This is a genomic window from Streptomyces genisteinicus (assembly GCF_014489615.1).
Taxonomy (GTDB): domain Bacteria; phylum Actinomycetota; class Actinomycetes; order Streptomycetales; family Streptomycetaceae; genus Streptomyces; species Streptomyces genisteinicus.
Genome location: NZ_CP060825.1, coordinates 2,989,105 through 3,012,967 on the forward strand (window position 1 = coordinate 2,989,105; position 23,863 = coordinate 3,012,967).

A 23,863-nucleotide genomic window follows, 5' to 3' on the forward strand; every position below is an offset into this window, starting at 1 on the left:
CTACATCTCCTCGGTCACGAAACTGCGCAGCCAGGACCGGAACTCCGGTCCCAGGTCCTCACGTTCGCACGCGAGCCTGACAATGGCACGCAGATAGTCTCCCCGGTCCCCGGTGTCATAGCGGCGGCCCTTGAAGACGACGCCGTACACGGGGCCTCCGCCCGCGTCCGCGGAGCCGTGCTCGTGGGCGTCGGCGAGCTTCTGGATGGCGTCGGTCAGCTGGATCTCGCCCCCGCGGCCCGGGGCGGTCTCGCGCAGTATGGCGAAGATCGCGGGGTCCAGCACGTAGCGGCCGATGATCGCCAGGTTGCTGGGCGCCTCCGCGGGGTCCGGCTTCTCGACCACGTCGGTGACCTGGACAACGTCGCTCTCCCCGGTCGGCTTCACGGCGGCGCAGCCGTACATGTGGATCTGTGCGGGGTCGACCTCCATCAGGGCGATCACGCTGCCGCCCTCGCGCTCCTGCACCTCGACCATGCGGGAGAGCAGCGGGTCGCGGGGGTCGATCAGGTCGTCGCCGAGGAGGACGGCGAACGGCTGGTCGCCGACGTGCGGTTCGGCGCAGAGCACGGCGTGCCCGAGGCCGCGCGGATCGCCCTGGCGGACGTAGTGCATGGTGGCGAGGTCGCTCGACTCCTGGACGCGCGCCAGCCGGCCGGAGTCGCCCTTGCGGGAGAGCGCCTCCTCCAGCTCGTAGTTGCGGTCGAAGTGGTCCTCCAGGGGGCGCTTGTTGCGGCCCGTGATCATCAGGACGTCGGAGAGTCCGGCCGACACGGCCTCCTCCACGACGTACTGGATCGCGGGCTTGTCGACCACAGGCAGCATCTCCTTGGGCGTGGCTTTCGTGGCCGGCAGGAACCGGGTGCCGAGACCGGCGGCGGGGATGACAGCCTTGCTGATCCTGGGGTGCGACTGAGTCATGCGGAGCACCTTAGCGATTGAGTATGGGGGGAAGATGATGCTCCGGTTAACTTCATCCTCATAGAGACGTATACGCGAGGTTTACGTGCAGGCAATCGGTGACGAGAAGTCCGAAAAGAACGGTCTCCGTGGCGAACTGCTCGCCACGCGCAGGCTCCTGTCCCCCACCGACGTCCTGGGGGCGGCGGCCGCGCTGGCCCGGCAGGCCATGCTGCTGCCGGAGCTGGCCGGCGCCTCCACCGTGGCGGCGTACGTCTCGGTGGGGCGCGAGCCCGGCACCCGGGCCCTGCTGGACGCCCTGCGCGCGCAGGGCACCCGGGTGCTGCTGCCTGTGCTGATGCCGGACAACGACCTGGACTGGGCCGCCTACGAGGGTCCGGGCCGGCTGCTGCCGGCCGCCCGCGGCCTGCTGGAGCCGGACGGCGAGAGGCTGGGGCCCGAGGCCGTCCTCTCGGCCGAGGCGGTGCTGCTCCCCGGGCTCGCCGTGGACGGCCGGGGGGTGCGGCTGGGCCGCGGAGGGGGCTCGTACGACCGGGTGCTGGCCCGGATCGCCGCCGCCGGCACCGACCCGGCGCTGGTCGTGCTCCTCTACGTGAACGAGGTGGTCGAACAGGTCCCGGCGGAACCCCACGACCACCCCGTCCACGCGGTGGTCACCCCTCAGGGGGTGCGCCGCTTCACGGAGCGGACTGGCCCGGTGGGATCAGCGTGAGCGTGTCGACCGTCGCCGCCTCGACCGCCTCGGGCCCGTAGGCCCAGTCCAGCAGCTGACCCTCGGCCCACTTGTCGGTCTGGTCGGTGTAGTGGGCGCTGTACGCGTGGCCGGAGGCCCCTGTCAGGTTGATCCAGCGCGACTTGTCCCACTCGCCGACGTTGAGGACCATCCGCATGGACGGAACCCAGACCACGTCGTAGCCGCTCGCCGCGTTCCATCCGGTGGCGTTGACCGCCGCCTCGCCGCCGCCCAGGTTCCACGGGCCGCGGTTGAGTATGAACTGGAGGAAGCCCGGGCCCTCGGTGCCCAGCGTCTGGTTCTTCAGGGTCAGCTGGTGGAGCCTGCCCCAGCTCCAGCTGGAGGCGTCCTTGCCCATCTCGGCGGTCAGCTCCCAGCGGGCGTCCTCCATCGCGCGGCCGAGCAGTTCGTCGCGGGTGTCGGTCGCCTCGTCCGTCCGGGTGGCGGGGCTGCGCCACCATTCGTCGTCCGCGTCCTTCAGCAGCAGGCGCACGACCTCGTACCAGCGGTCGCCGCCGTCCGGCTGCGCGGAGTCCGCGTCGCGCTGACCGCATTCGCGCACGCGCTCGGTCAGGTCGTCGTCGGGCGCGGTGCTGTCCGCGGGGAGCACGCTCAGGCACTCGCCCTCGATCCGGAGCTCCTTGGGGAGCTTGTTGCCGACGGCCAGCTTGAGGACGTTGCGCCAGACCGCGTTGAAGTAGGCGGCGGCGCCGGAGTCCGGCTCCTGGGTGTAGTCCCAGCCCTCCAGGAGCTTCTGGGCCTCGCGCACGTAGGGGTCGGAGATGTCGATCTTCAGCAGGTACGGCGTGAGCAGCTTGGCGATCTCGCTGCTGTTGTCCATCTGCATCGTGCGCATGTCCTCGGTGGAGATCTTGCCTCCGCCTCGGATCTTGGACTCGATGAGGTCGTTGATCCGCTGGCTCCGCGCGCCGTAGCCGTAGTCCTCGGTGATCAGGTACGGGTATGTGTCGGCGTCGACGACCGCCTGGTTGGCGGTGACGATGTAGCCGCGCTCGGGGTCGAACTCGTAGGGCAGTTCCTCGAAGTCGATGTAGCCGTCCCACTTGTACTTCGGGTCCCAGCCCGGTGCCGGCACGCTGCCGTCGCCCTCGGCGCGCAGCGGGATCCTGCCGGGCGCCTGGTAGCCGATGTGGCCCTTGGTGTCGGCGTAGATCAGGTTCTGCGAGGGGACCTCGAAGTCCTTGGCCGCGGCGCGGAAGGAGGTGAAGTCCTTGGCGCGGTTCAGCCGGAACACCGCGTCCATCGTCCTGCCGGGCTGGAGGGCGGTCCACTGGAGGGCGACGCCGTAGCCGGAGCCGCGGTCGGGGGCCGCGTTGGAGACCGGGGCCCGGTCGCCGACCTTGGCCAGCTCGTCGCTGCGGTCCGAGACGAGCGGGCCGTGTCCGGTGGAGCGGACGGTGATCGTCTTGTCGGTGCCGCCGGCGACCTTGATGACCTCCTTGCGGGTGGTCAGCTTCTTCTCCTGGCCGCCGACCAGGTAGCTGTCGCCGTTGAGCTTCTCCAGGTAGAGGTCGGTCACGTCGGCGCCGAGGTTGGTGAAGCCCCAGGCGATGTCCTGGTTGTGGCCGATGATCACGCCCGGCATGCCGGAGAAGGTGTAGCCGGCGACGTCGAAGGAGCAGGCGTCCGAGACCTTCCGGCAGTGCAGACCCATCTGGTACCAGAGCGACGGCAGCTGCGGGGACAGGTGCGGGTCGTTGGCCAGCAGCGGCTTGCCGGTCGTCGTGTAGTCGCCGGAGACGACCCAGGAGTTGGAGCCGATGCCGCTGCCGCTCGGGCCGAGGAGGGCCGGGATGGCGTCGAGGGTGTCGGAGAGGGCGCCGAGCTGCGAGTTCAGCCCGGCGGCGGCCCCGGCGGGGCTGCCGGTGCCATCGGCGGAACCGCCGGTTCCGTCGCCGGTCCCCTGGGTGCCGTCGCCCGTGCCGGTGCCGTCGCCGCCCGTGCCGCCGTCTCCCGCGCCTCCGCCGTCACCGGACGGCTCGGCCTTCGGGTCGTACTCGCCCGTCACCGGGTCGATGCCGCCCTCCTCCACGATCGGCTTGTTCCGGTCGAAGGGGTAGGCGGGGTACAGGTCGCGGATCTGCTCGGCGCTGAGTCTGCTGGTGAGCAGCGACCGGTCGATCTCGTCCTGCATGTTGCCGCGCAGGTCCCAGGCCATCGCCTTGAGCCAGGCGACGGAGTCCACGGGCGTCCACGGCTCGGGCTTGTAGTCGTTGGTGAAGGCCAGCGCCGCGTACTCGACGGAGAGCTCGTCGGCCGAGCGGCCTTCGAGGTAGGCGTTGACGCCGTCGGCGTAGGCCTGGAGGTACTTCTTGGTCTCCGGCGAGAGCTTGGTGTCGTACTCCTGCTGCGCGACCCGGCGCCAGCCGAGCGTGCGCAGGAAGGCGTCGGTCTCCACCTGGCCCGCGCCGAACATCTCGGAGAGGCGGCCGGACGTCATGTGACGGCGGACGTCCATCTCCCAGAACCGGTCCTGTGCCTGGACGAAGCCCTGGGCGCGGAAGAGGTCCTCGTCGCTGTCGGCGTAGATCTGGGGAATGCCGTGGTCGTCGCGCTTGACCTCGACCCGTCCGCCGAGTCCCTCGAGTTCGATCGAACCGGTGGTCTGGGGGAACGAGGCGCGAACCGTGCTGATGCTCCAGTAGGCGCCGTATCCGACACCCGCGACGAGCGCCAGCACCAGGACGAGCACGAGCAGTCGGGCGCGTCGCCCCTTCTTCTTCTTGGGGGAAGAGGCTGTTGTGTTGGCGGGCATCGCTGTCCTTCGAGGGGCAGGGTGGTCCTGGGAATGCAGAGGCAACTCTAGGCGCAGCGCCCGACCGGGCAGGACGCGGTATCCACAAGGGACCTCGACCAGCAGATGATCAGACGAAATGACCGTCAAGGAAGCGTTAAAGATTAGGTAAGGTAACGAAGTGTCGCCGCCGGGACGAAGGCCTCCGGCTCTCACGGCGCAAGGGGAAGGATCGGCCACTGACTGTCCACCAGCTCAATGAACTCCTGCTCGTCTGCTCACTCGTCCTGCTCATCGCCGTGGCGGCGGTGCGCATCTCGTCCCGCAGCGGGCTGCCCAGCCTGTTGCTGTATCTCGGTATCGGGATCGCCATGGGCCAGGACGGCCTGCTCGACGTCAAGTTCGACGACGCCGAGCTGACGCAGGTGATCGGCTACGCCGCACTGGTGGTGATTTTGGCCGAGGGCGGCCTGGGCACCAAGTGGAAGGAGATCAAACCCGCGTTGCCCGCGGCGGCCGTGCTGTCGACCGTCGGCGTCGCGGTGAGCGTGGGAGTCACGGCCTCGGCCGCGCACTACCTCGTCGGCCTGGAGTGGCAGCAGGCGCTGATCATCGGCGCGGTCGTCTCCTCCACCGACGCCGCGGCCGTCTTCTCGGTGCTGCGCAAGGTGCCGCTGCCCTCGCGGGTGACCGGCGTGCTGGAGGCCGAGTCGGGCTTCAACGACGCCCCCGTCGTCATCCTGGTCGTCGCCTTCTCGGCCTCGGGGCCGGTCGACGACTGGTACGTGCTCGTGGCCAAGATCACCCTGGAGCTGGCGATCGGCGCCGCCGTCGGCCTGGCCACCGGTTTCCTGGGCGCGTACGGACTGCGGCACATCGCGCTGCCCGCCTCGGGCCTCTACCCGATCGCCGTCATGGCGATCGCGGTGGCCGCCTACGCCGCCGGCGCCATGGCGCACGGCAGCGGCTTCCTCGCGGTCTATCTGGCCTCGATGGTGCTCGGCAACAGCAAGCTGCCGCACGCCCCGGCCAACCGCGGGTTCGCCGAAGGGCTCGGCTGGATCGCTCAGATCGGCATGTTCGTCCTGCTCGGTCTCCTGGTCACCCCGCACGAGCTGGTCGACGACTTCTGGCCGGCGGTCATCGTGGGCCTGGTGCTGACGGCCGTCGCCCGACCGCTGGAGGTGTTCGTCAGCCTGCTGCCCTTCCGGATCCCCTGGCAGGAGCAGGCGCTGATGTCCTGGGCGGGACTGCGCGGGGCCGTGCCCATCATCCTGGCGACCATCCCCATGGTCTCCGGGGTGCCGGGCAGCGACCGGATCTTCAACATCGTCTTCGTGCTGGTCGTCGTCTACACCCTCGTCCAGGGGCCGACGCTGCCGTGGCTCGCCCGGGCGCTGCGTCTCGACGCCTCCTCGGACGCCGCGGACCTCGGGGTCGAGTCCGCGCCCCTGGAGCGGCTGCGGGGGCACCTGCTCTCCGTCGCCGTTCCCGAGAGCTCGCGGATGCACGGGGTCGAGGTCGGGGAACTGCGCCTGCCGGCCGGGTCGGCGGTCACCCTCGTCGTGCGCGAGGGCAAGAGCTTCGTGCCCTCGCCCACGACCGCGCTGCGGCACGGAGACGAACTGCTGGTCGTCGCGACCGATCCGGTCCGGGACGAGGCGGAACGGCGCCTGCGGGCGGTCGCGCAGGGCGGCAAGCTGGCCTACTGGCTCGGGACCGGCGGCCCGGCGCCGGGCCGCCACCGCTGACCGCCGCGGAGGCGGTGCAGGTCGAAGGAGGGTCCGTTCCGGGCCGGACGCATCGCCGTCCGGGCCGGAACGGGCCGGATCACAGGGGCCCGCGCGTGATGTCCGTCATTTCCCAGGTCACGACGGGGAAAGCCCTGTACCATGAAGGCACACTGATCGACCAACTCTGCCTGACGCAGAGCTGGCGCGACCGACCGTATGGCGGCCGTGGAGTCCCCGCAGCGGATCCCGGCATCTACCGCAGTTCCGCGCAAGAGGACAGCTCTCGGCACCTCCCGGCATCCCGGCGAGCGCCACCAGGCGGCAGAAAGGCAAGGGCCGTGGCGTCCACGGTCGCTTCTGACAAGCGTCCCGGCTACGGACAGCTCCTGCGCACCCCGGGTGCCTGGACGTTCCTGCTCCCCGGATTCGCCGCCAGGCAGCCGTTCGCGATGCTGACGATCGGCATCGTCCTCCTGGTCCAGCACACCACCGGTTCCTACGGCAGCGCGGGCGCCGTCGCAGCGGTCACCGGCGTCTCGATGGCCCTGTTCGCACCGCAGAGCGGCAAGCTCGCCGACCGGTTCGGCCAGCGGGCCGTCCTCGTCCCCGGCGTCGTGCTCCACACGGCGTCCGTCTCCGCGCTGACCGCGCTCGCGCTCACCGGCGCCCCGATGTGGGCCCTGTTCGCGGCCGCCGTGCCGACCGGAGCCTCGGTGCCCCAGGTCGGCCCCATGGTCCGCGCGCGCTGGGCCGCCCGGCTCCCGGGGTCCCCGCTGCTGCCGACGGCCGCGGCGTTCGAGTCGGTGACGGACGAGTTCACCTTCGTGGTCGGCCCGGTGCTGGCCACCGCGCTGTGCACCGGAGTGCACCCGGCAGCCGGTCTGGTCGCCGAGGCCGCGCTGACGCTCGTCGGCGGTCTGCTCTTCGCCGCACAGCGCCGCACCCAGCCCGCGCACGGCGGCGTCCTCGCCGCGGGCCGCGCGGCGCGCACCTCCGCCCTGTCGGTCCCCGGTGTCCGGGTGCTCGCGGTGGCGTTCCTGGGCATCGGCGCCGTCTTCGGCGGCATGCAGGTGTCGCTGACGGCGTTCAGCGAGGAGCTCGGCAACCCCGGCATGAACGGTCTGCTCTACGGCCTGTTCGCGGCGGGCAACATGCTGGCCGGCGTGGCCGTCGGGGCCATCGCCTGGAAGAGCGGCCCCCGTCGCCGCCTCGTCGTCGGGTACACGGCCCTCACCGTCACCGCCTCGCTGCTGTGGACCGCCCAGTCGGTCGCCCTGCTCGGCGCGCTGGGCCTCGTAGTGGGCCTGTGCATCGCTCCGGCCCTGATCAGCGGCTACACCCTGGTGGACGCGCTGGTCCCGGCGTCCTCGCGCACCGAGGCGTTCACCTGGCTGACCGGAGCGGTCGCCCTCGGACAGGCCGCCGCCGTGACCGTGGCCGGACGGCTGGCCGACGAGAACGGCGCGAGCGCCGGATTCCTCGTGCCGCTCGTGGGCACCGCCCTCGCCCTCGTCACCCTGCTGCTCCTGCGTTCCCGGCTCTCGCCCCCGCCCGGCGGACGGGTCGCGGCGCGTGGTATCGGTCACCGAGTGCCTGTGACGGTGGACTGATCCAGCGGAATACGTCACTATGGACCGTCGTTAGCACTCATCGAGTGAGAGTGCCAGGAGGAAGACACAGTGCCGACCTACCAGTACCAGTGCACCGAATGCGGCGAGGGCCTCGAGGCGGTGCAGAAGTTCACCGACGACGCCCTGACCGAGTGCCCCAGCTGCAACGGACGCCTCAAGAAGGTGTTCTCCGCGGTCGGCATCGTCTTCAAGGGCTCCGGCTTCTACCGCAACGACAGCCGGGGTGCCTCGTCCAGCAGCTCGCCCGCCTCGTCGGCGAAGTCCGCCGAGTCCAAGCCGGCCGACACGAAGCCCGCCTCCGCGCCGGCCGCGTCGTCGACCGCTTCCTCCACGAGCACGTCCAGCTCCTCGGGCTCCGCGGCCTGATTCCGAGCGGCTAGCCGCGCATCCGTTCCGCCGACCCCGTCGTGGCGATGCCACAGCGGGGTCACCGGCGTTCCCCGGACCACGCGCGGCCGGTGCCGTGACCTCCGCAGGTCCCCTGCCCGCCGCATCTGGCCTCGGGCCGGCCCCGTGCCCGCCCGTCCCTTCCCGGCGACACCACGTGCGGCTCCCGCACGACGCGGGAGCCGCCCCCTCCGGCGCGTGATCCCCTCCGGCTACTGTGACCGCCATGGCGACCAACGCGCACGCAGACTCCGGCACAACCCCCCGTCCCGGCTCCGCGGAGATCGGGGTCATCGGCGGCTCGGGCTTCTACTCCTTCCTCGAGGACGTCACCGAGATCCAGGTCGAGACGCCCTACGGCCCTCCCAGCGACTCGCTGTTCCTCGGCGAGGTCGCCGGACGCAGGGTGGCCTTCCTCCCCCGTCACGGGCGCGGCCACCACCTGCCGCCGCACCGGATCAACTACCGCGCCAACCTCTGGGCGCTGCGCTCGGTCGGTGTCCGCCAGGTCCTCGGGCCGTGCGCGGTGGGCGGCCTGCGGCCGGAGTACGGGCCGGGCACCCTGCTCGTGCCCGACCAGTTCGTCGACCGGACCAAGGCCCGTGCGCAGACCTACTTCGACGGCCTGCCGCTGCCTTCCGGAGCCGTTCCCCATGTCGTCCACGTCTCCCCGGCCGACCCTTACTGTCCCCAGGGGCGCAAGGTCGCGCTCGACGCCGCACGGGGCCGCGACTGGGAGCCGGTCGACGGCGGCACCCTGGTGGTCGTCGAGGGCCCGCGTTTCTCGACCCGCGCGGAATCGCGCTGGCACGCGGCGATGGGCTGGTCGGTGGTCGGCATGACCGGTCACCCCGAGGCCGTGCTCGCACGTGAACTGGAGCTCTGCTACACGTCGATCACCCTGGTGACGGACCTGGACGCCGGCGCCGAAGCGGGTGAGGGCGTCTCCCACGAAGAGGTGCTCGCGGTCTTCGCGTCCAATGTGGACCGGCTGCGGGACGTGCTGTTCGACGCGGTCGCCGCGCTGCCCCCGAACGACGGGCGCAAGTGCCATTGCGGGAACGCCCTGGCGGGTGTCGACCCGGGTATCGAACTGCCCTGATCACCCTGCGGGGTGGCGGAGTTGTCCACAGACCGGGGTCTGTCCACAGGCCCCGGCGGACCTTCCCGCGAACCGGGATCGTGAGCGGTGCAGGACGCGGGCAGCAGGCCCGGTCCGCCCCTCACGACAGGCGGTACCCCGACATGGCGTTCCCGACCCGGCCCCCCTTCCCGTCCCCCGCGGCCTCCACTGCCCCCGTGGCCTCCGCTGCCTCCGCGGCCGACTCCCCGCCCGACGCCTCTGCTCTCGCGGCCTCACGCGCCGCCGACCGGGCCGACGGCCCTGTGCCCGAGCCCGCCCGTCCGAGGCACACGGGCGGCCACTCGTCCCGCTGCGCGCCGCCGCCGCACCAGGAAGCCCCCCACCCGCCGGGCGTTCCGCCCTTCGAGCCCCTGAAGGTCCGCAGCAGCGCCCTGCGGCTCCAGCGCGCCCTGCGCAGGCAGCGGCGGTTCATGGCCGCCGGCCTCGCCGTCACCGCCGCCGCGGTGGCCGCATCGGCCGCTCACGGCGCCGACGACACCGGCTCGGAGACACGGGCACCGGGCACGCCGCCACCCCCCGTCTCATCGGCATCGGCACCGCCGTCCGCATCGGTCCGGGAGCGGAGGCCGACCGAGCAGTGGGTGTCCGCCCCGGTGCGGATCGCCGACGCGGCGACGGTGCGACTGCTCCGTCCCGGAGACCGGGTCGACGTCATCGCCGCAGCGGAATCGGTCACGGACGACGCTCCGCCCGCGGAGATCGTCGCGTCCTGCGTCCGGGTCGCCGACGTACCCGAGGAGGGCGAGGGCGCCACGGAGGCCGGTGCGCTCGTGGTGCTGTCCGTCCCGCGCACGACCGCCGCGGCCCTCGCGGGAGCCGGGGCCACATCACGACTGGCGGTGACGGTGTGCTGACGAAAAGGGGCGGGACTCGTACTGACGTATTGTCAGGTCACCTCTTCACGGCTGTGAACTGGACAGGGCGACAGGGGGCTGACGTAGGTTGCGCAACTGTCCCCCTCCCTGACAGCACTTGTGAAAAGAGGCTCATCCGTGAGCGAGAGCAAGCCGAGTCTGCTCGAAGGCTTCAAGGCCTTCCTGACCCGTGGAAACGTGATCGACCTCGCGGTCGCCGTCGTGATCGGCGCCGCCTTCACCAACATCGTGAACGCGGTGGTGAAGGGCGTCATCAATCCCCTCGTCGGAGCGTTCGGCACGAAGAACCTGGACTCCTACACGTCCTGCCTGAAGGCGCCGTGCCGGGTCGGTGCGGACGGCGAGATGGAGGGCATCCAGATCGCCTGGGGCTCGGTCCTCGGCGCGACCCTTCAGTTCCTCATCACGGCGGCCGTCGTGTACTTCCTGATGGTGCTCCCGATGGCGAAGTACCTGGCCCGCCGGGAGGCGCAGCGCAAGGCGAAGGAAGGCGTGCAGGAGACCCTGGAGGTGACCGAGCTGGAGGTCCTGAAGGAGATCCGCGACGCGGTCGTCGCGCAGCGTGCCGCCGGCGGTGCCGGCACCCCGGGCGGACCGGCCGGCCCTCCCCGGGACCGGGGCTGACCGCACACGCCGGGCGACCGCCCCTCGGTCACGTGTTCCCGGGGACGGCCGCCCGGCGGCCGGTGTCAGATGTGGTGCGGCGGCTTCTCGTCGAGGAAGCGCGCCAGATCGGCGGCGCTGTCGGAGCCCTGAGGCCGCTCACCCCACCCGCGGTCCGTATCGTCCGCGGACTGCTGGTCCAGCGGATCGTCGAAGATCAGCGCGGGCTTCGGCGGCTGCCCGGCGGACTGCTTCGCGTCTCGCGGACCGGGGGCGGGGGCGGTGCTCATGCCTCAAGGGTACGGCGGCACCGCGCGCCCGGTTCAGCGGTCCTCGGGGTCCAGTCGCCACAGCGCCAGGACCACCAGGAAGGACAGGCACAGGAAACCCGCACCCCACCAGGCGGTGCCGGTGTCCCCCTGCATCCATTCGTTGACGATGACGGTCAGGCCCCAGAGCTGGCCGATGACCACCGTGCAGGCCAGCGCGATCCGCGCGTTGAGGCGAGCCGCGCGTTCGGGCTCCTGCTCGCTGCCGGCGCCCGGACCCGGACCGGTGCGCGTGACCCTGGGGTCCCCGTATCCGCTCGTCGGCCGGATCTGCGGATACCTCTCGTGCACGGGGCGGTTCAGCCGGGGCTCGGCGCTGCCCGGCCGGTAGACCGGAGCGTCGCCCGCGGCGGGCAGCATCGGCCCGTCGCCGTGCCGGGTTGGCCCGTCGGGGGCGGAGGATCCGCCCGGATCCGCCATGTGGCTCATGCCCCCTCCTCGCTTCCCCGCTGCCGGATGTCCCGCGTCGTGCCCTCGCGGGGTGCACGCGACGCCGGCGCTCTTCCGTCCCGCGCGCCCGGTGAGGGCTTGGCGGCGTCCTGTGTCCCGGCCCGGGTGCGCGACGTCGCGCTCGCTCCGGGGCACTCCAGCAACTGGGCCCGCTCGGGTTCCCGTTCGGCGAACTGCCGGCACCATGCGTCCCGGTCGCTCTCACCCGACCGCACGGTGGCCAGCGCCCACACGGCGCCGTCGGCGTCCTCGTCGACGATCACCTTCGGCAGCGGGCGCGGAGGCGGTCCCGCCGTCACCTCGCCCGTCCGGACGTCGAACACTCCCTCGTGGCAGGGGCACAGCAGCTCGCCCTCCGGTCCCCGGTCCGCACGCCACAGCACGGCACAGGCCAGGTGGGTGCAGATGGCCGAGTATCCGACGAGGGTGCCGTCCACGAGCCGCACCGCCACGGCCCGGTCGTCCTCGCCCGGATACCGGAACGCCACCGACTCCCCCGGAGCGAGAGCGTCGGCGATCTTCTTCGGCCGGGGCAGTCCGTCGTTGTCGCCGTGGCGGTGCAGCACTCCGCCGGCCACGCCGATGCCGCCGACGGCGAGGCCGCCCGAGACGGTGGCGACGATGCGGAGGTAGTCACGCCGGGTGGTGAGGGCATCGGCGGCGATCCTGTCGTGGAGCGCCTCCTGGGCCGCGTCCGGTGCGGAGTCGCCCGCCGCGGGCTGCTGGGTGACGCTCATGTGACATCGGCTCCGTTGATCTGGACGATGGGCAGCCCTCCGGGCACGGGCCACTGGACCTTGTCGGCGGGCACCACCATGGCGACCCCGGTCTTCACCACGACGTCGCCGAAGGTGAAGGAGTCGGCGACCTGGACTCCGGGGCGCTCGGCCTTCAGCTCCTCGACCGTGCCGTAGAAGAGCGCGCCGGTGGGGCAGACGGTGGCGCACATGGGGGCGAGACCGTAGGCCGTGCGGTCGTAGCAGAGGTTGCACTTCATCTGGAGCTTCGCCTGGAGGTCGATCTTCGGTACGCCGAAGGGGCAGGCGTTCACGCAGTTCGCGCAGCCGATGCACCGGGTGGTGTCGGCCTGCTGCACCACCCCGTCGGCGGTGACCAGGATCGCGTCGGCGGGACACACCTCGGCGCAGGGCGCGACCGGGTCCTCGCAGTGCATGCAGACGGTGGGAAGGGAGGCGACCGTGTGGCCCTCGTCGGGATAGTCGAGATGGATCATGGACTTGCCGCGGTGCGAGTCGCATTCCCGGCAGGCGGACACGCACGCCTGGCAGCCGATGCAGCGCCCGGGGTCGATGAAGATCGTTCTTCCCATCATGAGCGGCCTCAGCTCCGTTCGGCGGTGCCCCGGCCCTGCGGGGACGTGGGCGGGAGGGGGTCGGTGCGGGACACCTGGGTCTCGGGGTAGGCCGTGTGCCCCGGCGCGACGGGAGGCGACGGCACGATGTCGACCTCTTCGCCGGCCTCGATCCGGCAGGCGCACACCTTGTACTCGGGAATCTTGGAACGGGGGTCCAGGGCGTCCACGGTGAGGGCGTTCGCGGAGGTCGGCACGGGCCAGTGGTACGGCACGAACACGGTGTCGGGCCGGATGGCCTCGGTGACGAGGGCCGGGAAGACCTCGCTGCCGCGCCGGGTGACGACGCGCACCGGGTCCCCGGACCGGAAGCCGAGCGAGGGGTGCACCTCCACCCAGGGGCGCGGGGTCTGCTCGACGAGGGCTCCCAGCCGGCGGGTCTGGTTGCCGGAGAGGAAGTGGGCGACCGTGCGGCCGGTGGTCAGGGACATGGGGTACTCGTCGCTGTACGGGTCCATGGGCGGGTGCCAGTCGACGACCTGGAGGTGGATCCTCCCGTCGGCGTGGTAGGTCCTGCCGTCCTCGAAGAGCCGGGGGGTGCCCGGATGGTCGGTGGACGGGCACGGCCAGGCGATGCCCCCGGTCTCCTCCAGCCGCTCGTAGGTGATGCCGTAGTAGTCGTTGACCGTCCCGGCGGAGGCGATCCGCAGTTCCTCGAAGACCTCGCGGGAACCGGCGAAGGCGAACTTGTCCCCGGCGCCGAGCCGCTGGGCGAGCTGGCACATCACCCAGGTGTCGGTGCGCACGCCCGGGGGCGGCTCCTGGGCCTTGTTGTGCTTGACGACCCGGGCCTCGGCGTTCGCCATCACCCCTTCGTCCTCGGCCCAGGTGGTGACGGGGAAGACCACGTGGGCGTTGGCGGCGGTCTCGGAGAGGAAGAAGTCGAACTGGGCGTGGAACTCCACGGCGTCGTACCCCTCCTTCACCACCCGGTAGTTGGGCAGGGACACGAAGGGGTTGTTGCAGATGCCGATCAGACCGCGGATCTCCCCGCGCTGCATCTGCCAGACCATCTCCATCATGGAGGTACCGGCGGGCGGGAGGTCCGACTCCTCGATGCCCCAGATCTCGCAGATCTGCCGGCGGTGCTCCTCGTTCATGATCGACCGGCCGCCGGGCAGCAGGTCGGACTTCTGGCCGTGCTCCCGGCCGCCCTGGCCGTTCCCCTGGCCGGTGATGGTCCCGTATCCGGCGCCGGGTCTGCCGATGTTGCCGGTGGCGACGCAGAGGTTGATGACGGTCAGGCAGTTCTCCACGCCCTGCGAGTGGTGCTCGATGCCCCGGGCGTGCCAGGCCATGGCTTTCCCGGCGCCCGCGAAGGTCCGGGCGACCTGCACGATCTGCTCGGCGGGCACACCGCAGATCTCGGCGGCCCGCGAGGGCGGGTACTCGGCCGCCTTGGCCCGGACCTCGGCCCAGCCGGTGGTGTGCTCGGCCAGGTACGCCTCGTCGGTCAGTCCCTCTTCGACGACGACGTTCAGGACGGCGTTGAAGAAGGCCGAGTCGGTGCCGGGCTTCAGCGCGACGTGGATGTCGGCGGTGCGGGCGACGGCGGTCTCACGCGGGTCGACGACGATGAGGGAGGCGCCGCGGTCCCGGGCGCCCCAGACGTACTGGGTCATGACGGGGAAGCACTCGCCGACGTTGGAGCCGGCGATCAGCAGGCAGTCGGTGAGAAGGATGTCGGAGAAGGGATTGCCCGCCCGGTCGATGCCGAAGGCGAGCTTGTTGGCGCCGGCGGCCGAGACCATGCAGAGGCGTCCGTTGTAGTCGACATGGCGGGTCCGCAGGGCGACACGGGCGAACTTGCCGACCAGATAGGTCTTCTCGGAGAACAGACTGGCACCGCCGAGCAGGCCGAAGGCGTCGTTGCCGCAGGCGCTCTGGATGCGCCGGATCTCGGACACCGTGAAGTCGAGCGCCTCCTCCCAGGACGCCTCCCGGAAGGGCTCGTCCCGGCTGCGGCGCATCAGCGGGGCGGTCAGCCGGTCGGGATGGTTGACCTGCTGGTAGGCGTTGATCCCCTTGGGGCACAGGCGCATGCGGTTGATGTCGTGGTTGCGCGGCTCGACGCCGAAGACCTTCCCGCCGCGATCGACGCGGAGGTACATGCCGCACTGCACACCGCAGAAGCAGCAGTGCGTGGGCACCAGGGTCTCGCCGGTCTGGTCGGCGTGCCAGCGGTCGGCGGGGATGCCGCCGGCGTCCCGGAAGTTGCGGGTGCCCGGCGGGGCGATGGAGGGGTCGAGGGGGACGGTGGCCCGGTGCTGCTCGGCGGTCACTTGTAGCCCTTCTTGACATGGGTCAGGTACGCGCCGCCGCGGAGCACGCGCTTGCAGCGGGGGCAGTACTCGGCCCATTCGGCGAAGTCGAGCCGGAGGTCGCGCATCGTGCCCTGGAGGTTCTCGACGTAGGCGGCGGTGTCCACCGGCTCACCGCAGCGCCGGCACGGGAAGGCCTCGTCCTCCTGCCGGGAGGTGTACTTGAACAGCTGCATGCCGACGGCGGCCGGCCGCTGGACGATGTGGAAGAACTTGCCGAACGGGATGTAGATCAGCGTGAAGACCACGGACACCATGTGGAGGATCGCGAGGAACTCGTAGCCGCCGCCGTGCAGGAAGAGCGACGAGAACGTGAGCAGCAGGCCGGTCACGGCGATGACGATCAGCGCGATGAGCGGAACGAGGTCGTAGGCGAAGCGCTGGCCGGTGATGGCGCCGCGGTCCTTCATCCGGCGCCACAGGAAGTAGGAGGCTCCGGGGATGACGAGGACCGCGGCCAGATCCAGGCCGTGGAACATGACCCAGCCGACGATGTTCAGGGAGTCGAAGCCCAGCACCTTCAGACCCCAGATGCGCATCTCGTACCCCGGGCCCGATCCGGTGCCGGAGGTGAACGTGAACCAGCCCCAGGTCAGGGGGAAGGTGATCAGCGCCGCGAGCACACACCCCCAGAAGATCAGCTGGTGAGCGGCCCAGCGCGCGTGGGAGCGGGCTCCGAGGAACTTCTGGAAGCCGAGGTAGGTGGCGATCATCTTCGGCAGGGCCGTCGGGGCCCGGCGGAAGTTGGACATCGAGAAGAAGCTGCGCCAGCCCTCCTTGAAGAGCCGGCGCGCGCCGGGAGAGGAGACCCAGACCGTGTAGCGGTAGGCGACGCCGAAGGCGAGGAAGACCGTGGCGACGGCGTAGGGCAGCAGGGCGGAGTCGAAGTCCTTGAGCATCCGGCTGCCGAAGACGATCGCGAGGATCAGCAGCAGGGACACGGCGACACCGGCGAGCGTCGCCCGCTGTGCGACGGGCAGCGGGCCCCGCTTCCCCGGGGCCGCGGGGGCGTCGGCGGCAGCGGCCGGGGGCACCGGCGGCTTCGCCGGTGCGTCGGGGACTTCTGGTGGCTCGGTCACGCAGCCACGTTAGGGTTCTTTGTCGCTAATAGCCCGTTTTGCACACTTCCGGGGTGAGCCGTGGCGCACACCGGCGCAGCGGCCGGCCGTCGCCCCTGCGGCGCCCTCCACCGGACCGGGTCCACCCCGGCACGGCCGCTCCCGCCCGGCGGCCCGGCCGGCGTCCCTTCGCCCCGGCGCCCCGTTTCCGGGGCTCAACTACCGTGAGAGTCATGGATGTCGACAGGAGCAGCGGGACGAACGGTACGGCCCGAGGGGAGTCCGGCGGGCTGACCGATGTACGGGGCCTGCGGGTCGGTCACGCCCGCGTCGCCGGCGCGCGGGCGCTCAGCGGCACCACGGTGGTGCTCGCGCCCGCCGGCGGCGCCGTCGCGGCGGTGGACGTCAGGGGCGGGGGCCCCGGCACCCGGGAGACCGACGCGCTCGACCCGCGCAACCTGGTCCAGCGCGTCGAGGCGGTCGTGCTGACCGGAGGCAGTGCCTTCGGTCTCGATGCGGCGGCCGGGGTGATGGCATGGCTGGAGGAGCAGCAGCGGGGGGTGCGGGTCGGGCCCGACCCGTCGCAGGTCGTCCCCGTCGTACCGGCGGCCTGCGTCTTCGACCTCGGCCGCGGGGGCGACTGGCGGGCCAGGCCGGACGCCGCGACCGGCAGGGCGGCGGTGGAGGCCGCCGCCGCGACCGCCGAGGGGGCACCGGTGGCCCAGGGATCGGTGGGCGCCGGCACGGGCGCCGTGATCGGCTCCTTCAAGGGCGGCGTGGGCACGGCCGCCCGGAAGCTGGACTCCGGTGTCACCGTGGCGGCCCTCGTCGTCGCCAACGCCGTGGGCTCGGCGGTGGACCCGCGCACGGGCGCGCTGTACGGCGCGTACGTCACGGAAAGCGCCGACTGTCCATCGCCTGCGGTACATGCCGCTGCGCAACTGCGACTCGCCGAGGCGCGCGAACGCAACGGTCCCGCACCGCTGAACACCACCCTCGCCGTGGTGGCCACCGACGCCGACATCAGCCGCGCGCAGGCCCACAAGCTCGCCGGCACCGCCCACGACGGCATCGCGCGCGCCGTGCGCCCGGTGCACCTGCTCAACGACGGAGACACGGTGTTCGCCCTGGCCACGGGCGTGACGCCGCTGGACGCCGAGGACCCGCTCGCGCTGAACGAGATCCTCGCGGCGGGCGCGGACACCGTGACGGAGGCGATCGTCCGCGCGGTCCGCGCGGCGGAGGGCGTGGACGGCCCCGGGGGATGGTTCCCGTCCCACCGGGACCTGTACGGCGCCGGATGAGACGTCCGCCCCGGTCCCCTCGTACGGCCCGGAACCCGTACCGCACGCCCGGTCGTTTTACCTGAACGTTGACCGCGCTGTCGGACCCAGGCGCTACGTTTGGCAATCAGCAAGTGACGTGTGGCGACGGCCTGGAGACACCTCTTGAACGATCTCATCGATCCGTACGAGACGACCGGGGCTCATCTCGCGCGACTCCTCGGTCGGGCGCTCAACTCCTTCGATCTGCCCGACGCGACGGTCGAGAGTCTGGACTCGGCCCTGGCCCACGTCAGTTCGCTGCACTTCTCGCACCACACCACGGGGCTGCACCGCTCCCTGTACCGCCACGCCTACCTGCTCCGGGACGGCGGGGCGCTGACGCTGTGGGAGCTGGTGCACAGCACCGGCCGGGACGGCGCCGACCAGCACGAGCTCTACACGGAGGAGTCCGAGGCCGGCCTCGCCGCCTCCCGGCTGCCCGAGGGCTTCCCGGGCTTCGCGGACGGCATCGGCGCCCCCGGCCTCGATCTGGACGCCGACCTCGAACTGCTCACCTCGCTCATGGGCCCGCCCCCGCCGCCCCTCCCGCCGGTCTACGTCCTCGACGACTCCGCCGACCACGCCCGCCGGGTGCTGCGCCGGGCGGAGAACGAGGACCGCCCCGGGGACGCGGCGGCCCGGCGGCTGCGGTCGGCGTTCGCCCACCACATCACCCAGGTCTTCGGCCGCCAGTACCGGGTCTCCGGCAAGGACGCCGGCTTCACCCTCTACGAGCACGCCTTCCTGCTCCTGGACGGGACGGAGACCAGCCTGTGGGAGGTCGAGCACACGGCCACCCCGGACGGCCGCCACATGTGCGAGGTCTACGAGGACGAGCGGGCCGCCCGCGAGTCGATGGAGCTGCGCACCCGGGTGCGCTGAGGCGCGTCCTGCCCGCCCAGGACCGTGACCGCATGCCCCGCCGGACCCTCCCGGGGCGGCCGGCCGCGTGCCGCACGCACCGCGCGGACGCCCGAGCCGCCGCGAGGGCGGCCCGGGCGTGCGCGGGCGGTATCGGGTGGGCCGGGCGGGTCAGCGCGCGAGCGCGGGCTCCGGCTCGGCGGGAAGTCCACCGGTCTCGGGCTCCTCCGGCGAACCGGCTTCCAGGTGCTGCCTCGGCTTCGCCGGAAGCGCGAACATCACCAGGAAGATGAGGCCCAGCACCCCCACCACCCACCACAGCGAGTTCTGGAAGGCGTCCGCGAACGCCTGCCCCACGGCACTCGGCGCCAGCTTCTCCTCGTCGATCACCCCGAAGAAGACCACGGACACCAGGCCGAGCCCCAGCGCGTTGCCCATCTGCGTGGTGGTGTTGATGAGTCCGGACGCCGAGCCCGCGTGCTCCCGGGGCACGTCGGAGAGCACCGCGTCGGTCAGCGGCGCGACGATCAGGCCCATGCCCACGCCCATCACGACCAGCGGCAGGATCATCTGCCAGGAGTGGATCGAGGTGCCGTAGCGGCCCGCCTCCCAGATGTAGATCAGCACTCCGGAAGCCATCGTCGCCGCACCCGCCTGGAGCACCTTCCGCCCGAAGCGGGGCACCAGGAGCTGCACCGACAGCCCGGCAGCGAGGGACACCGCCACCGAGAACGGCACGCCCGTCAGACCCGCCCGGAGCGGGCTCCAGCCGAGGCCGATCTGCATGTAGAGCGTCCAGACCAGGAAGAAGATGCCCAGCACCATGCCGAAGGTGAGCTGGACGGCGATGCCGGCGGCGAAGCTCTTCACACGGAACAGCGACAGCTCGACCAGCGGGGAGCCGTCCTTGCGGGTCTTGTGGCGCTCGTAGAGGACGAAGGCGGCGAACACCGGCACGCTGCCGGCCATGCAGAGGTGCCCCCACAGCGGCCAGTCGAGCTCGCGGCCGCGGGTCAGCGGGTAGACCAGCATGAGCAGCGCGAGGGTCACCATGGCGACGCCGACCAGGTCGAGCCGGAGGGCGCGGGGCGCCTTGGACTCGGTGATGTACTTCCGGCCGAGGACGAGGGCCGCGACGCCCACCGGCAGGTTGATCAGGAAGATGGGGCGCCATTCGAGGCCGAACAGGTTCCACTGGGTGAGCAGCGCGCCGAGAAGCGGCCCGGAGACGGCGCCGAGCCCGACGATCGCGCCGAAGAGTCCGAACACCTTGCCCCGCTCATGGGCCGGGAAGGTGACGTGCACGATCGCGAGCACCTGCGGCACCATCAGCGCCGCCGAGGCGCCCTGGAGCAGCCGGGCGGCGACGAGCGTGTCCGCGTTCGGCGCGAATCCGCAGAGTGCGGAGGCGACGGTGAACGCGGTGATGCCGATCAGGAACACCCGCCTGCGTCCGTGGATGTCACCGAGCCGGCCTCCGGTGATCAGGCCGGCGGCGAAGGCGAGCGCGTACCCGGCGGTGATCCACTGGATGGCACCGAACGAGGCGCCGAGGTCGCGCTCGATGCTGGGGATGGCGATGTTGACGATCGTGACGTCGACCAGATCCATGAACGCCGCGGTCATGACGATGGCGAGGGCGATCCATCGCCTGCGGTCCGATCCCGCACCCGTCGCGGCGGGCTTCCGTGCCTGCTGTGAACTCATACGAGGATTCTGGAAGGCATATAGGCCAGATCGCGGCCTAGTTCTCCGGCACTCTGGAGGACATGACGGACACTCCGGCACGACTTCTGAATCTGCTCTCGCTCCTCCAGACGCCGCGCGAGTGGCCGGGGAGCGAACTCGCCGAACGGCTGGCGGTCAGCCCGCGCACGATCCGGCGGGACATCGACCGGCTGCGGGATCTCGGCTATCCGGTGGAGGCGACCAAGGGCGCGGTGGGCGGCTACCGCCTGGTGGCCGGTGCCGCGATGCCGCCGCTGCTGCTGGACGACGAGGAGGCCGTGGCCATCGCCGTCGGCCTGCGGGCAGGGGCAGGACACGCCATCGAGGGAATCGAGGAGGCGGCGGTGCGCGCGCTCGCGAAACTGGAGCAGGTGCTGCCGTCCCGCCTGCGCCACCGGGTGGCGACTCTCCAGGCCGCGACCCTTCCGCTGGCCCGTGGGGACGGCGCGATGATCGATCCGCACATCCTGACGTCGATCGCGGCCACGGTGACCGGTGGGGAGCGGCTGCGGTTCGCGTACCGCGCGGGGGACGGGGCCGAGACCAAGCGGCTGGTCGAGCCGTACCGGCTGGTCTCCACAGGGCGGCGCTGGTACCTGGTCGCGTTCGACCTCCAGCGCGACGACTGGCGCACCTTCCGGGTGGACCGGGTGACGGAGCCGTTCGCGACGGGGGCTCGCTTCACTCCGCGTCCGGCGCCGGTGGGCGACGCGGCGGAGCTGCTGGGACACACGATGTCGCGGCACCAGCAGGAGCACGAGATCGACGTGACGTTCCGGGCCCCCGCCTCGCAGGTGGCCGCCCGGCTGCCCGAACACCTCGGGGCCCCGGTCCCGGCAGGGGAGAACGCCTGCCGGCTGCGCAGCCGGTCGGCGGACTCGGTGGAGTGGCTGGCGCTGCGGCTGGCCCTGGTGGACTGCGAGTTCACGGTGCACGGTCCGCCCGCGCTGCGGGAGCACATGGCGGTGCTGGCGACGAGACTCGGCCGGGCGTCGGCCTGAGGACGGGGGCTCGCCGAGCCCCGGCGCGGAGACGCACGGGGCGGAGACGCACTGGGCGCAGCGGCGGCGCCCGGCCCGGTGTGTGCCGGGCCGGCGCCGCTGAGGGCTCTCACCGCTCTCTCCCCGCCGCCGAAGGCTCTCCGGCGGGCCGGTGAGGCGGTGACCCGCGGGCGGCTCGCGGCTTCCCTCCGTGACGGGGCGGGGCCGGACTGCCCGGGGAGGGGCTGCCCGGCTCAGGCCGCCGCGTCGAAGCCCGTGTCGCGGGCCATCTTCTTCAGTTCGAGCAGCGCGTGCTTCTCGATCTGGCGGATCCGCTCCCGGGTGAGCCCGTGTTCCTTGCCGACCTCGGTGAGGGTGCGCTCCCGGCCGTCCTCGATGCCGTAACGCATCCGGATGATCGAGGCGGTGCGGTTGTCCAGCTTGCCGATGAGGCCGTCCAGCTCCTCGCTGCGCAGCAGGGTGAGCACCGACTGCTCGGGCGAGATCGCCGAGGTGTCCTCCAGCAGGTCGCCGAACTGGGTCTCGCCCGCGTCGTCCACGCCCATGTTCAGGCTGACCGGGTCACGGGCCCAGTCGAGGACGTCGGTCACGCGCTCGGGCGTGGAGCCCAGCTCCTCGGCGACCTCGGCGGCCTCCGGGTCCCTGCCGTGCTCACGGTTGAACTCCCGCTGCACACGGCGGATGCGCCCCAGCTCCTCCACCAGGTGGACGGGGAGCCGGATGGTGCGGGACTGGTCGGCTATGGAGCGAGTGATCGCCTGCCGGATCCACCACGTGGCGTAGGTGGAGAACTTGAAGCCCTTCGCGTAGTCGAACTTCTCGACGGCGCGCACCAGGCCGGCGTTCCCCTCCTGGATCAGGTCGAGGAGCGGAAGGCCGCTGCGCGGGTACCGGCGGGCGACGGCGACGACGAGGCGCAGGTTGGAGCGGATGAAGACGTCCTTGGCCCGCTCGGCGGCCTCGGCGAGCGCTTCCAGCTCCTCGCGCGTGGCCCCCTGGGCCTCGCTCTCCACCTCCCCGTCCAGGATCTGCCGGGCGTAGACGCCCGCCTCGATGGTCTGGGACAGCTCGACCTCCTTGGCGGCGTCGAGCAGTGGCGTCCGCGCGATCTCGTCGAGATACATGCCGACCAGGTCGCGGTCGGCGATCTCTCCGCCCACGGCGCGAACGCTGCCCGCCCTGTCGGTCCCTCCGGACTCGGCCTGACGACGGGCGACGGCACGGGTTGCCATGCGAGCTCCCTTGCAAAAGTAGGTCGCGACACCCTCCCGGGTGCCCTGCATCCGATGGAAACAACGACTGGAAACCGGACAGAATTCCCATGCGGTGCATCGATTTCCGTGATCATGCAGTACCCTGCCCGCCCTCCGGGGCAGGCGGAACCAGGAGGCCACCCGCCGAAGCACAGGTCAGAGCGGGCACGGGGGGTTGCCCCGAACCGCTCGCCACCGTCCGCACTCCTGCGTGCGAGAGACGGGCATCACCGTCGACACCTGCGGAATCCACCCGGACAGCGCCGTCCGTGGTGGGGCTCCCACCGGGAAGACGGCTCCCGCCGCCCCCTGGTTGCTCAGGAGGGTTCCCGTTCCCCCGCGGACGATTCCCGTCGTTTGCGGACGACACCGGCGACACCCGGGCTACGCCACACCGCGGCGGCACCCGCGTACCGGCGGCACCGCCGCCGCCACGGGGCCGGGCCGCCGCTCCGGGCCGCCCCCGCCCGCCCGGCGCAGGGGCGGCCCGGCGCCCCGGCACCCGGGCCGGGGGCTCAGCCGAACTGCACGGACCGCTTGGCCAGCCCCATCCAGAAGCCGTCGATGACGCTGCGCCCGGTCCCCAGCTCCCCCTCGGACGCGCCGAGCGTGACGAACAGGGGCGCGAAGTGCTCGGTGCGCGGGTGGGCGATGCGGCCGGCCGGGGCCTTGTTCTCGAAGTCGAGCAGCGCGTCGACGTCCTGGCGGGCGAGCGCTTCGCGGCCCCAGTCATCGAACTCGGTGGACCAGCCGGGGGTGCCGCCCTGCCGCAGGGCGGCCAGGTTGTGGGTGAAGAAGCCGCTGCCGACGATCAGCACGCCCTCGTCGCGCAGCGGGGCGAGCCGCCGGCCGATGTCGAGCAGTTCGACGGGGTCGAGCGTCGGCATGGAGATCTGGAGCACCGGGATGTCCGCGGCGGGGAACATCTCGACGAGCGGGACGTAGGCGCCGTGGTCGAGGCCGCGGTCCGGGACGTCCTGCACGGGGGTGCCCGCGCGCCGCAGCAGCTTGCGGACGGAGTCGGCGAGGGCCGGCGCGCCGGGGGCGCTGTAGCGGACGCGGTAGTAGTGCTCGGGGAAGCCCCAGAAGTCGTAGACCAGCGGGACGGTCTCCGTCGCACCGAGGGCGAGCGGCGCCTCCTCCCAGTGGGCGGAGACGACGAGCACCGCGGTGGGCCGGGGCAGGCCGGCGGACCACGCGGCGAGCTGGCCCGGCCAGACGGGATCGTCGGCAAGGGGCGGGGCGCCGTGGGAGAGGTAGAGGGCGGGCATGCGCTCCGTGGCGGGGGTGGCGTTCATGGCGGCTCCGGCTCCCATTCTGCTTGAACTTTCAAGCTGAATTCACTGTAGACACATTTAGTTCAACTTTCAAGGATGGGGTCGT

Annotated in this window: 21 protein-coding genes; 10 read left to right on the top strand and 11 right to left on the bottom strand. The window is 71.8% G+C overall.

Annotation, left to right across the window (positions count from 1 at the left end; all coding sequences use genetic code 11):
* The gene (gene galU, locus IAG43_RS12995; protein ID WP_187740916.1) at positions 1 to 921 is read right to left on the bottom strand and encodes a UTP--glucose-1-phosphate uridylyltransferase GalU; all 921 of its coding nucleotides are present in this window, start codon (positions 919 to 921) and stop codon (positions 1 to 3) included.
* A gap of 85 nt (positions 922 to 1,006) precedes the next feature.
* Between galU and IAG43_RS13000 the strand changes: the two genes are divergently transcribed.
* Positions 1,007 to 1,633 (top strand): 5-formyltetrahydrofolate cyclo-ligase, encoded by a 627-nt coding sequence (locus IAG43_RS13000; RefSeq protein WP_425508595.1) that lies wholly within the window; start codon positions 1,007 to 1,009, stop codon positions 1,631 to 1,633.
* Here IAG43_RS13000 and IAG43_RS13005 read toward each other — a convergent pair.
* On the bottom strand, positions 1,599 to 4,430 hold the full coding sequence (locus IAG43_RS13005) for a penicillin acylase family protein (RefSeq protein WP_187740917.1): 2,832 nt from the start codon (positions 4,428 to 4,430) through the stop codon (positions 1,599 to 1,601). The genes IAG43_RS13000 and IAG43_RS13005 overlap by 35 nt on opposite strands.
* Before the next feature lie 218 nt (positions 4,431 to 4,648).
* Here IAG43_RS13005 and IAG43_RS13010 point away from each other — a divergent pair, with 218 nt between their 5' ends.
* From IAG43_RS13010 to IAG43_RS13035, 6 genes are all read left to right on the top strand, one after another.
* Entirely contained in the window at positions 4,649 to 6,160 is a 1,512-nt protein-coding gene (locus tag IAG43_RS13010; protein ID WP_187744430.1) for a potassium/proton antiporter, read from the top strand.
* Positions 6,161 to 6,480: 320 nt separating this feature from the next.
* Complete coding sequence (locus IAG43_RS13015) at positions 6,481 to 7,752, top strand: MFS transporter (RefSeq protein WP_187740918.1); 1,272 nt, start codon at positions 6,481 to 6,483, stop codon at positions 7,750 to 7,752.
* Between the two features lie 69 nt (positions 7,753 to 7,821).
* Positions 7,822 to 8,139, top strand: coding sequence for an FmdB family zinc ribbon protein (locus IAG43_RS13020; protein ID WP_187740919.1), 318 nt, complete (start codon positions 7,822 to 7,824; stop codon positions 8,137 to 8,139).
* Positions 8,140 to 8,386: 247 nt separating this feature from the next.
* Positions 8,387 to 9,262 (top strand): S-methyl-5'-thioadenosine phosphorylase, encoded by an 876-nt coding sequence (locus IAG43_RS13025; RefSeq protein WP_187740920.1) that lies wholly within the window; start codon positions 8,387 to 8,389, stop codon positions 9,260 to 9,262.
* Between the two features lie 197 nt (positions 9,263 to 9,459).
* Positions 9,460 to 10,158, top strand: coding sequence for a hypothetical protein (locus IAG43_RS13030; RefSeq protein ID WP_246574279.1), 699 nt, complete (start codon positions 9,460 to 9,462; stop codon positions 10,156 to 10,158).
* 138 nt (positions 10,159 to 10,296) lie between these two features.
* Complete coding sequence (locus tag IAG43_RS13035; RefSeq protein WP_187740921.1) at positions 10,297 to 10,803, top strand: large conductance mechanosensitive channel protein MscL; 507 nt, start codon at positions 10,297 to 10,299, stop codon at positions 10,801 to 10,803.
* A 65-nt stretch (positions 10,804 to 10,868) separates the two neighbouring features.
* On the opposite strand, the gene IAG43_RS13040 is transcribed toward IAG43_RS13035, so the two are convergent.
* The 6 genes from IAG43_RS13040 to IAG43_RS13065 all read right to left on the bottom strand — a co-directional run bounded on the left by IAG43_RS13040 (position 10,869) and on the right by IAG43_RS13065 (position 16,333).
* Positions 10,869 to 11,072, bottom strand: a complete 204-nt coding sequence (locus IAG43_RS13040) for a hypothetical protein (RefSeq protein WP_187740922.1) — start codon at positions 11,070 to 11,072, stop codon at positions 10,869 to 10,871.
* A 33-nt stretch (positions 11,073 to 11,105) separates the two neighbouring features.
* Positions 11,106 to 11,471, bottom strand: coding sequence for a hypothetical protein (locus IAG43_RS13045; protein WP_246574737.1), 366 nt, complete (start codon positions 11,469 to 11,471; stop codon positions 11,106 to 11,108).
* A 65-nt stretch (positions 11,472 to 11,536) separates the two neighbouring features.
* On the bottom strand, positions 11,537 to 12,298 hold the full coding sequence (locus tag IAG43_RS13050) for a QcrA and Rieske domain-containing protein (RefSeq protein WP_187740923.1): 762 nt from the start codon (positions 12,296 to 12,298) through the stop codon (positions 11,537 to 11,539).
* Positions 12,295 to 12,894, bottom strand: coding sequence for a 4Fe-4S dicluster domain-containing protein (locus IAG43_RS13055; RefSeq protein ID WP_187740924.1), 600 nt, complete (start codon positions 12,892 to 12,894; stop codon positions 12,295 to 12,297). Before IAG43_RS13055 ends, IAG43_RS13050 begins: the two co-directional genes overlap by 4 nt.
* Before the next feature lie 8 nt (positions 12,895 to 12,902).
* The gene (locus tag IAG43_RS13060; protein WP_187740925.1) at positions 12,903 to 15,215 is read right to left on the bottom strand and encodes a molybdopterin oxidoreductase family protein; all 2,313 of its coding nucleotides are present in this window, start codon (positions 15,213 to 15,215) and stop codon (positions 12,903 to 12,905) included.
* On the bottom strand, positions 15,212 to 16,333 hold the full coding sequence (locus tag IAG43_RS13065; RefSeq protein ID WP_187740926.1) for an MFS transporter: 1,122 nt from the start codon (positions 16,331 to 16,333) through the stop codon (positions 15,212 to 15,214). Before IAG43_RS13065 ends, IAG43_RS13060 begins: the two co-directional genes overlap by 4 nt.
* A 212-nt stretch (positions 16,334 to 16,545) precedes the next feature.
* On the opposite strand from IAG43_RS13065, the gene IAG43_RS13070 reads away from it, so the two are divergent.
* Both IAG43_RS13070 and IAG43_RS13075 read left to right on the top strand, forming a co-directional pair.
* A complete protein-coding gene (locus IAG43_RS13070) occupies positions 16,546 to 17,616 on the top strand; it encodes a P1 family peptidase (RefSeq protein ID WP_187740927.1) in 1,071 nt (356 codons plus the stop codon).
* A 144-nt stretch (positions 17,617 to 17,760) separates the two neighbouring features.
* Positions 17,761 to 18,519, top strand: a complete 759-nt coding sequence (locus IAG43_RS13075; RefSeq protein ID WP_187740928.1) for a DUF6227 family protein — start codon at positions 17,761 to 17,763, stop codon at positions 18,517 to 18,519.
* Between the two features lie 150 nt (positions 18,520 to 18,669).
* On the opposite strand, the gene IAG43_RS13080 is transcribed toward IAG43_RS13075, so the two are convergent.
* A complete protein-coding gene (locus IAG43_RS13080) occupies positions 18,670 to 20,205 on the bottom strand; it encodes an MFS transporter (protein ID WP_187740929.1) in 1,536 nt (511 codons plus the stop codon).
* A gap of 62 nt (positions 20,206 to 20,267) precedes the next feature.
* On the opposite strand from IAG43_RS13080, the gene IAG43_RS13085 reads away from it, so the two are divergent.
* On the top strand, positions 20,268 to 21,227 hold the full coding sequence (locus IAG43_RS13085) for a helix-turn-helix transcriptional regulator (RefSeq protein WP_187740930.1): 960 nt from the start codon (positions 20,268 to 20,270) through the stop codon (positions 21,225 to 21,227).
* Positions 21,228 to 21,460: 233 nt separating this feature from the next.
* Here the strand turns inward: IAG43_RS13085 and IAG43_RS13090 are convergent, their stop codons facing one another.
* Both IAG43_RS13090 and IAG43_RS13095 read right to left on the bottom strand, forming a co-directional pair.
* Entirely contained in the window at positions 21,461 to 22,459 is a 999-nt protein-coding gene (locus tag IAG43_RS13090) for a sigma-70 family RNA polymerase sigma factor (protein ID WP_187740931.1), read from the bottom strand.
* A 536-nt stretch (positions 22,460 to 22,995) separates the two neighbouring features.
* Positions 22,996 to 23,778: a dioxygenase family protein gene (locus tag IAG43_RS13095; RefSeq protein ID WP_187740932.1), complete on the bottom strand. Its 783-nt coding sequence runs from the start codon at positions 23,776 to 23,778 to the stop codon at positions 22,996 to 22,998.
* Positions 23,779 to 23,863: the final 85 nt, after the last annotated feature.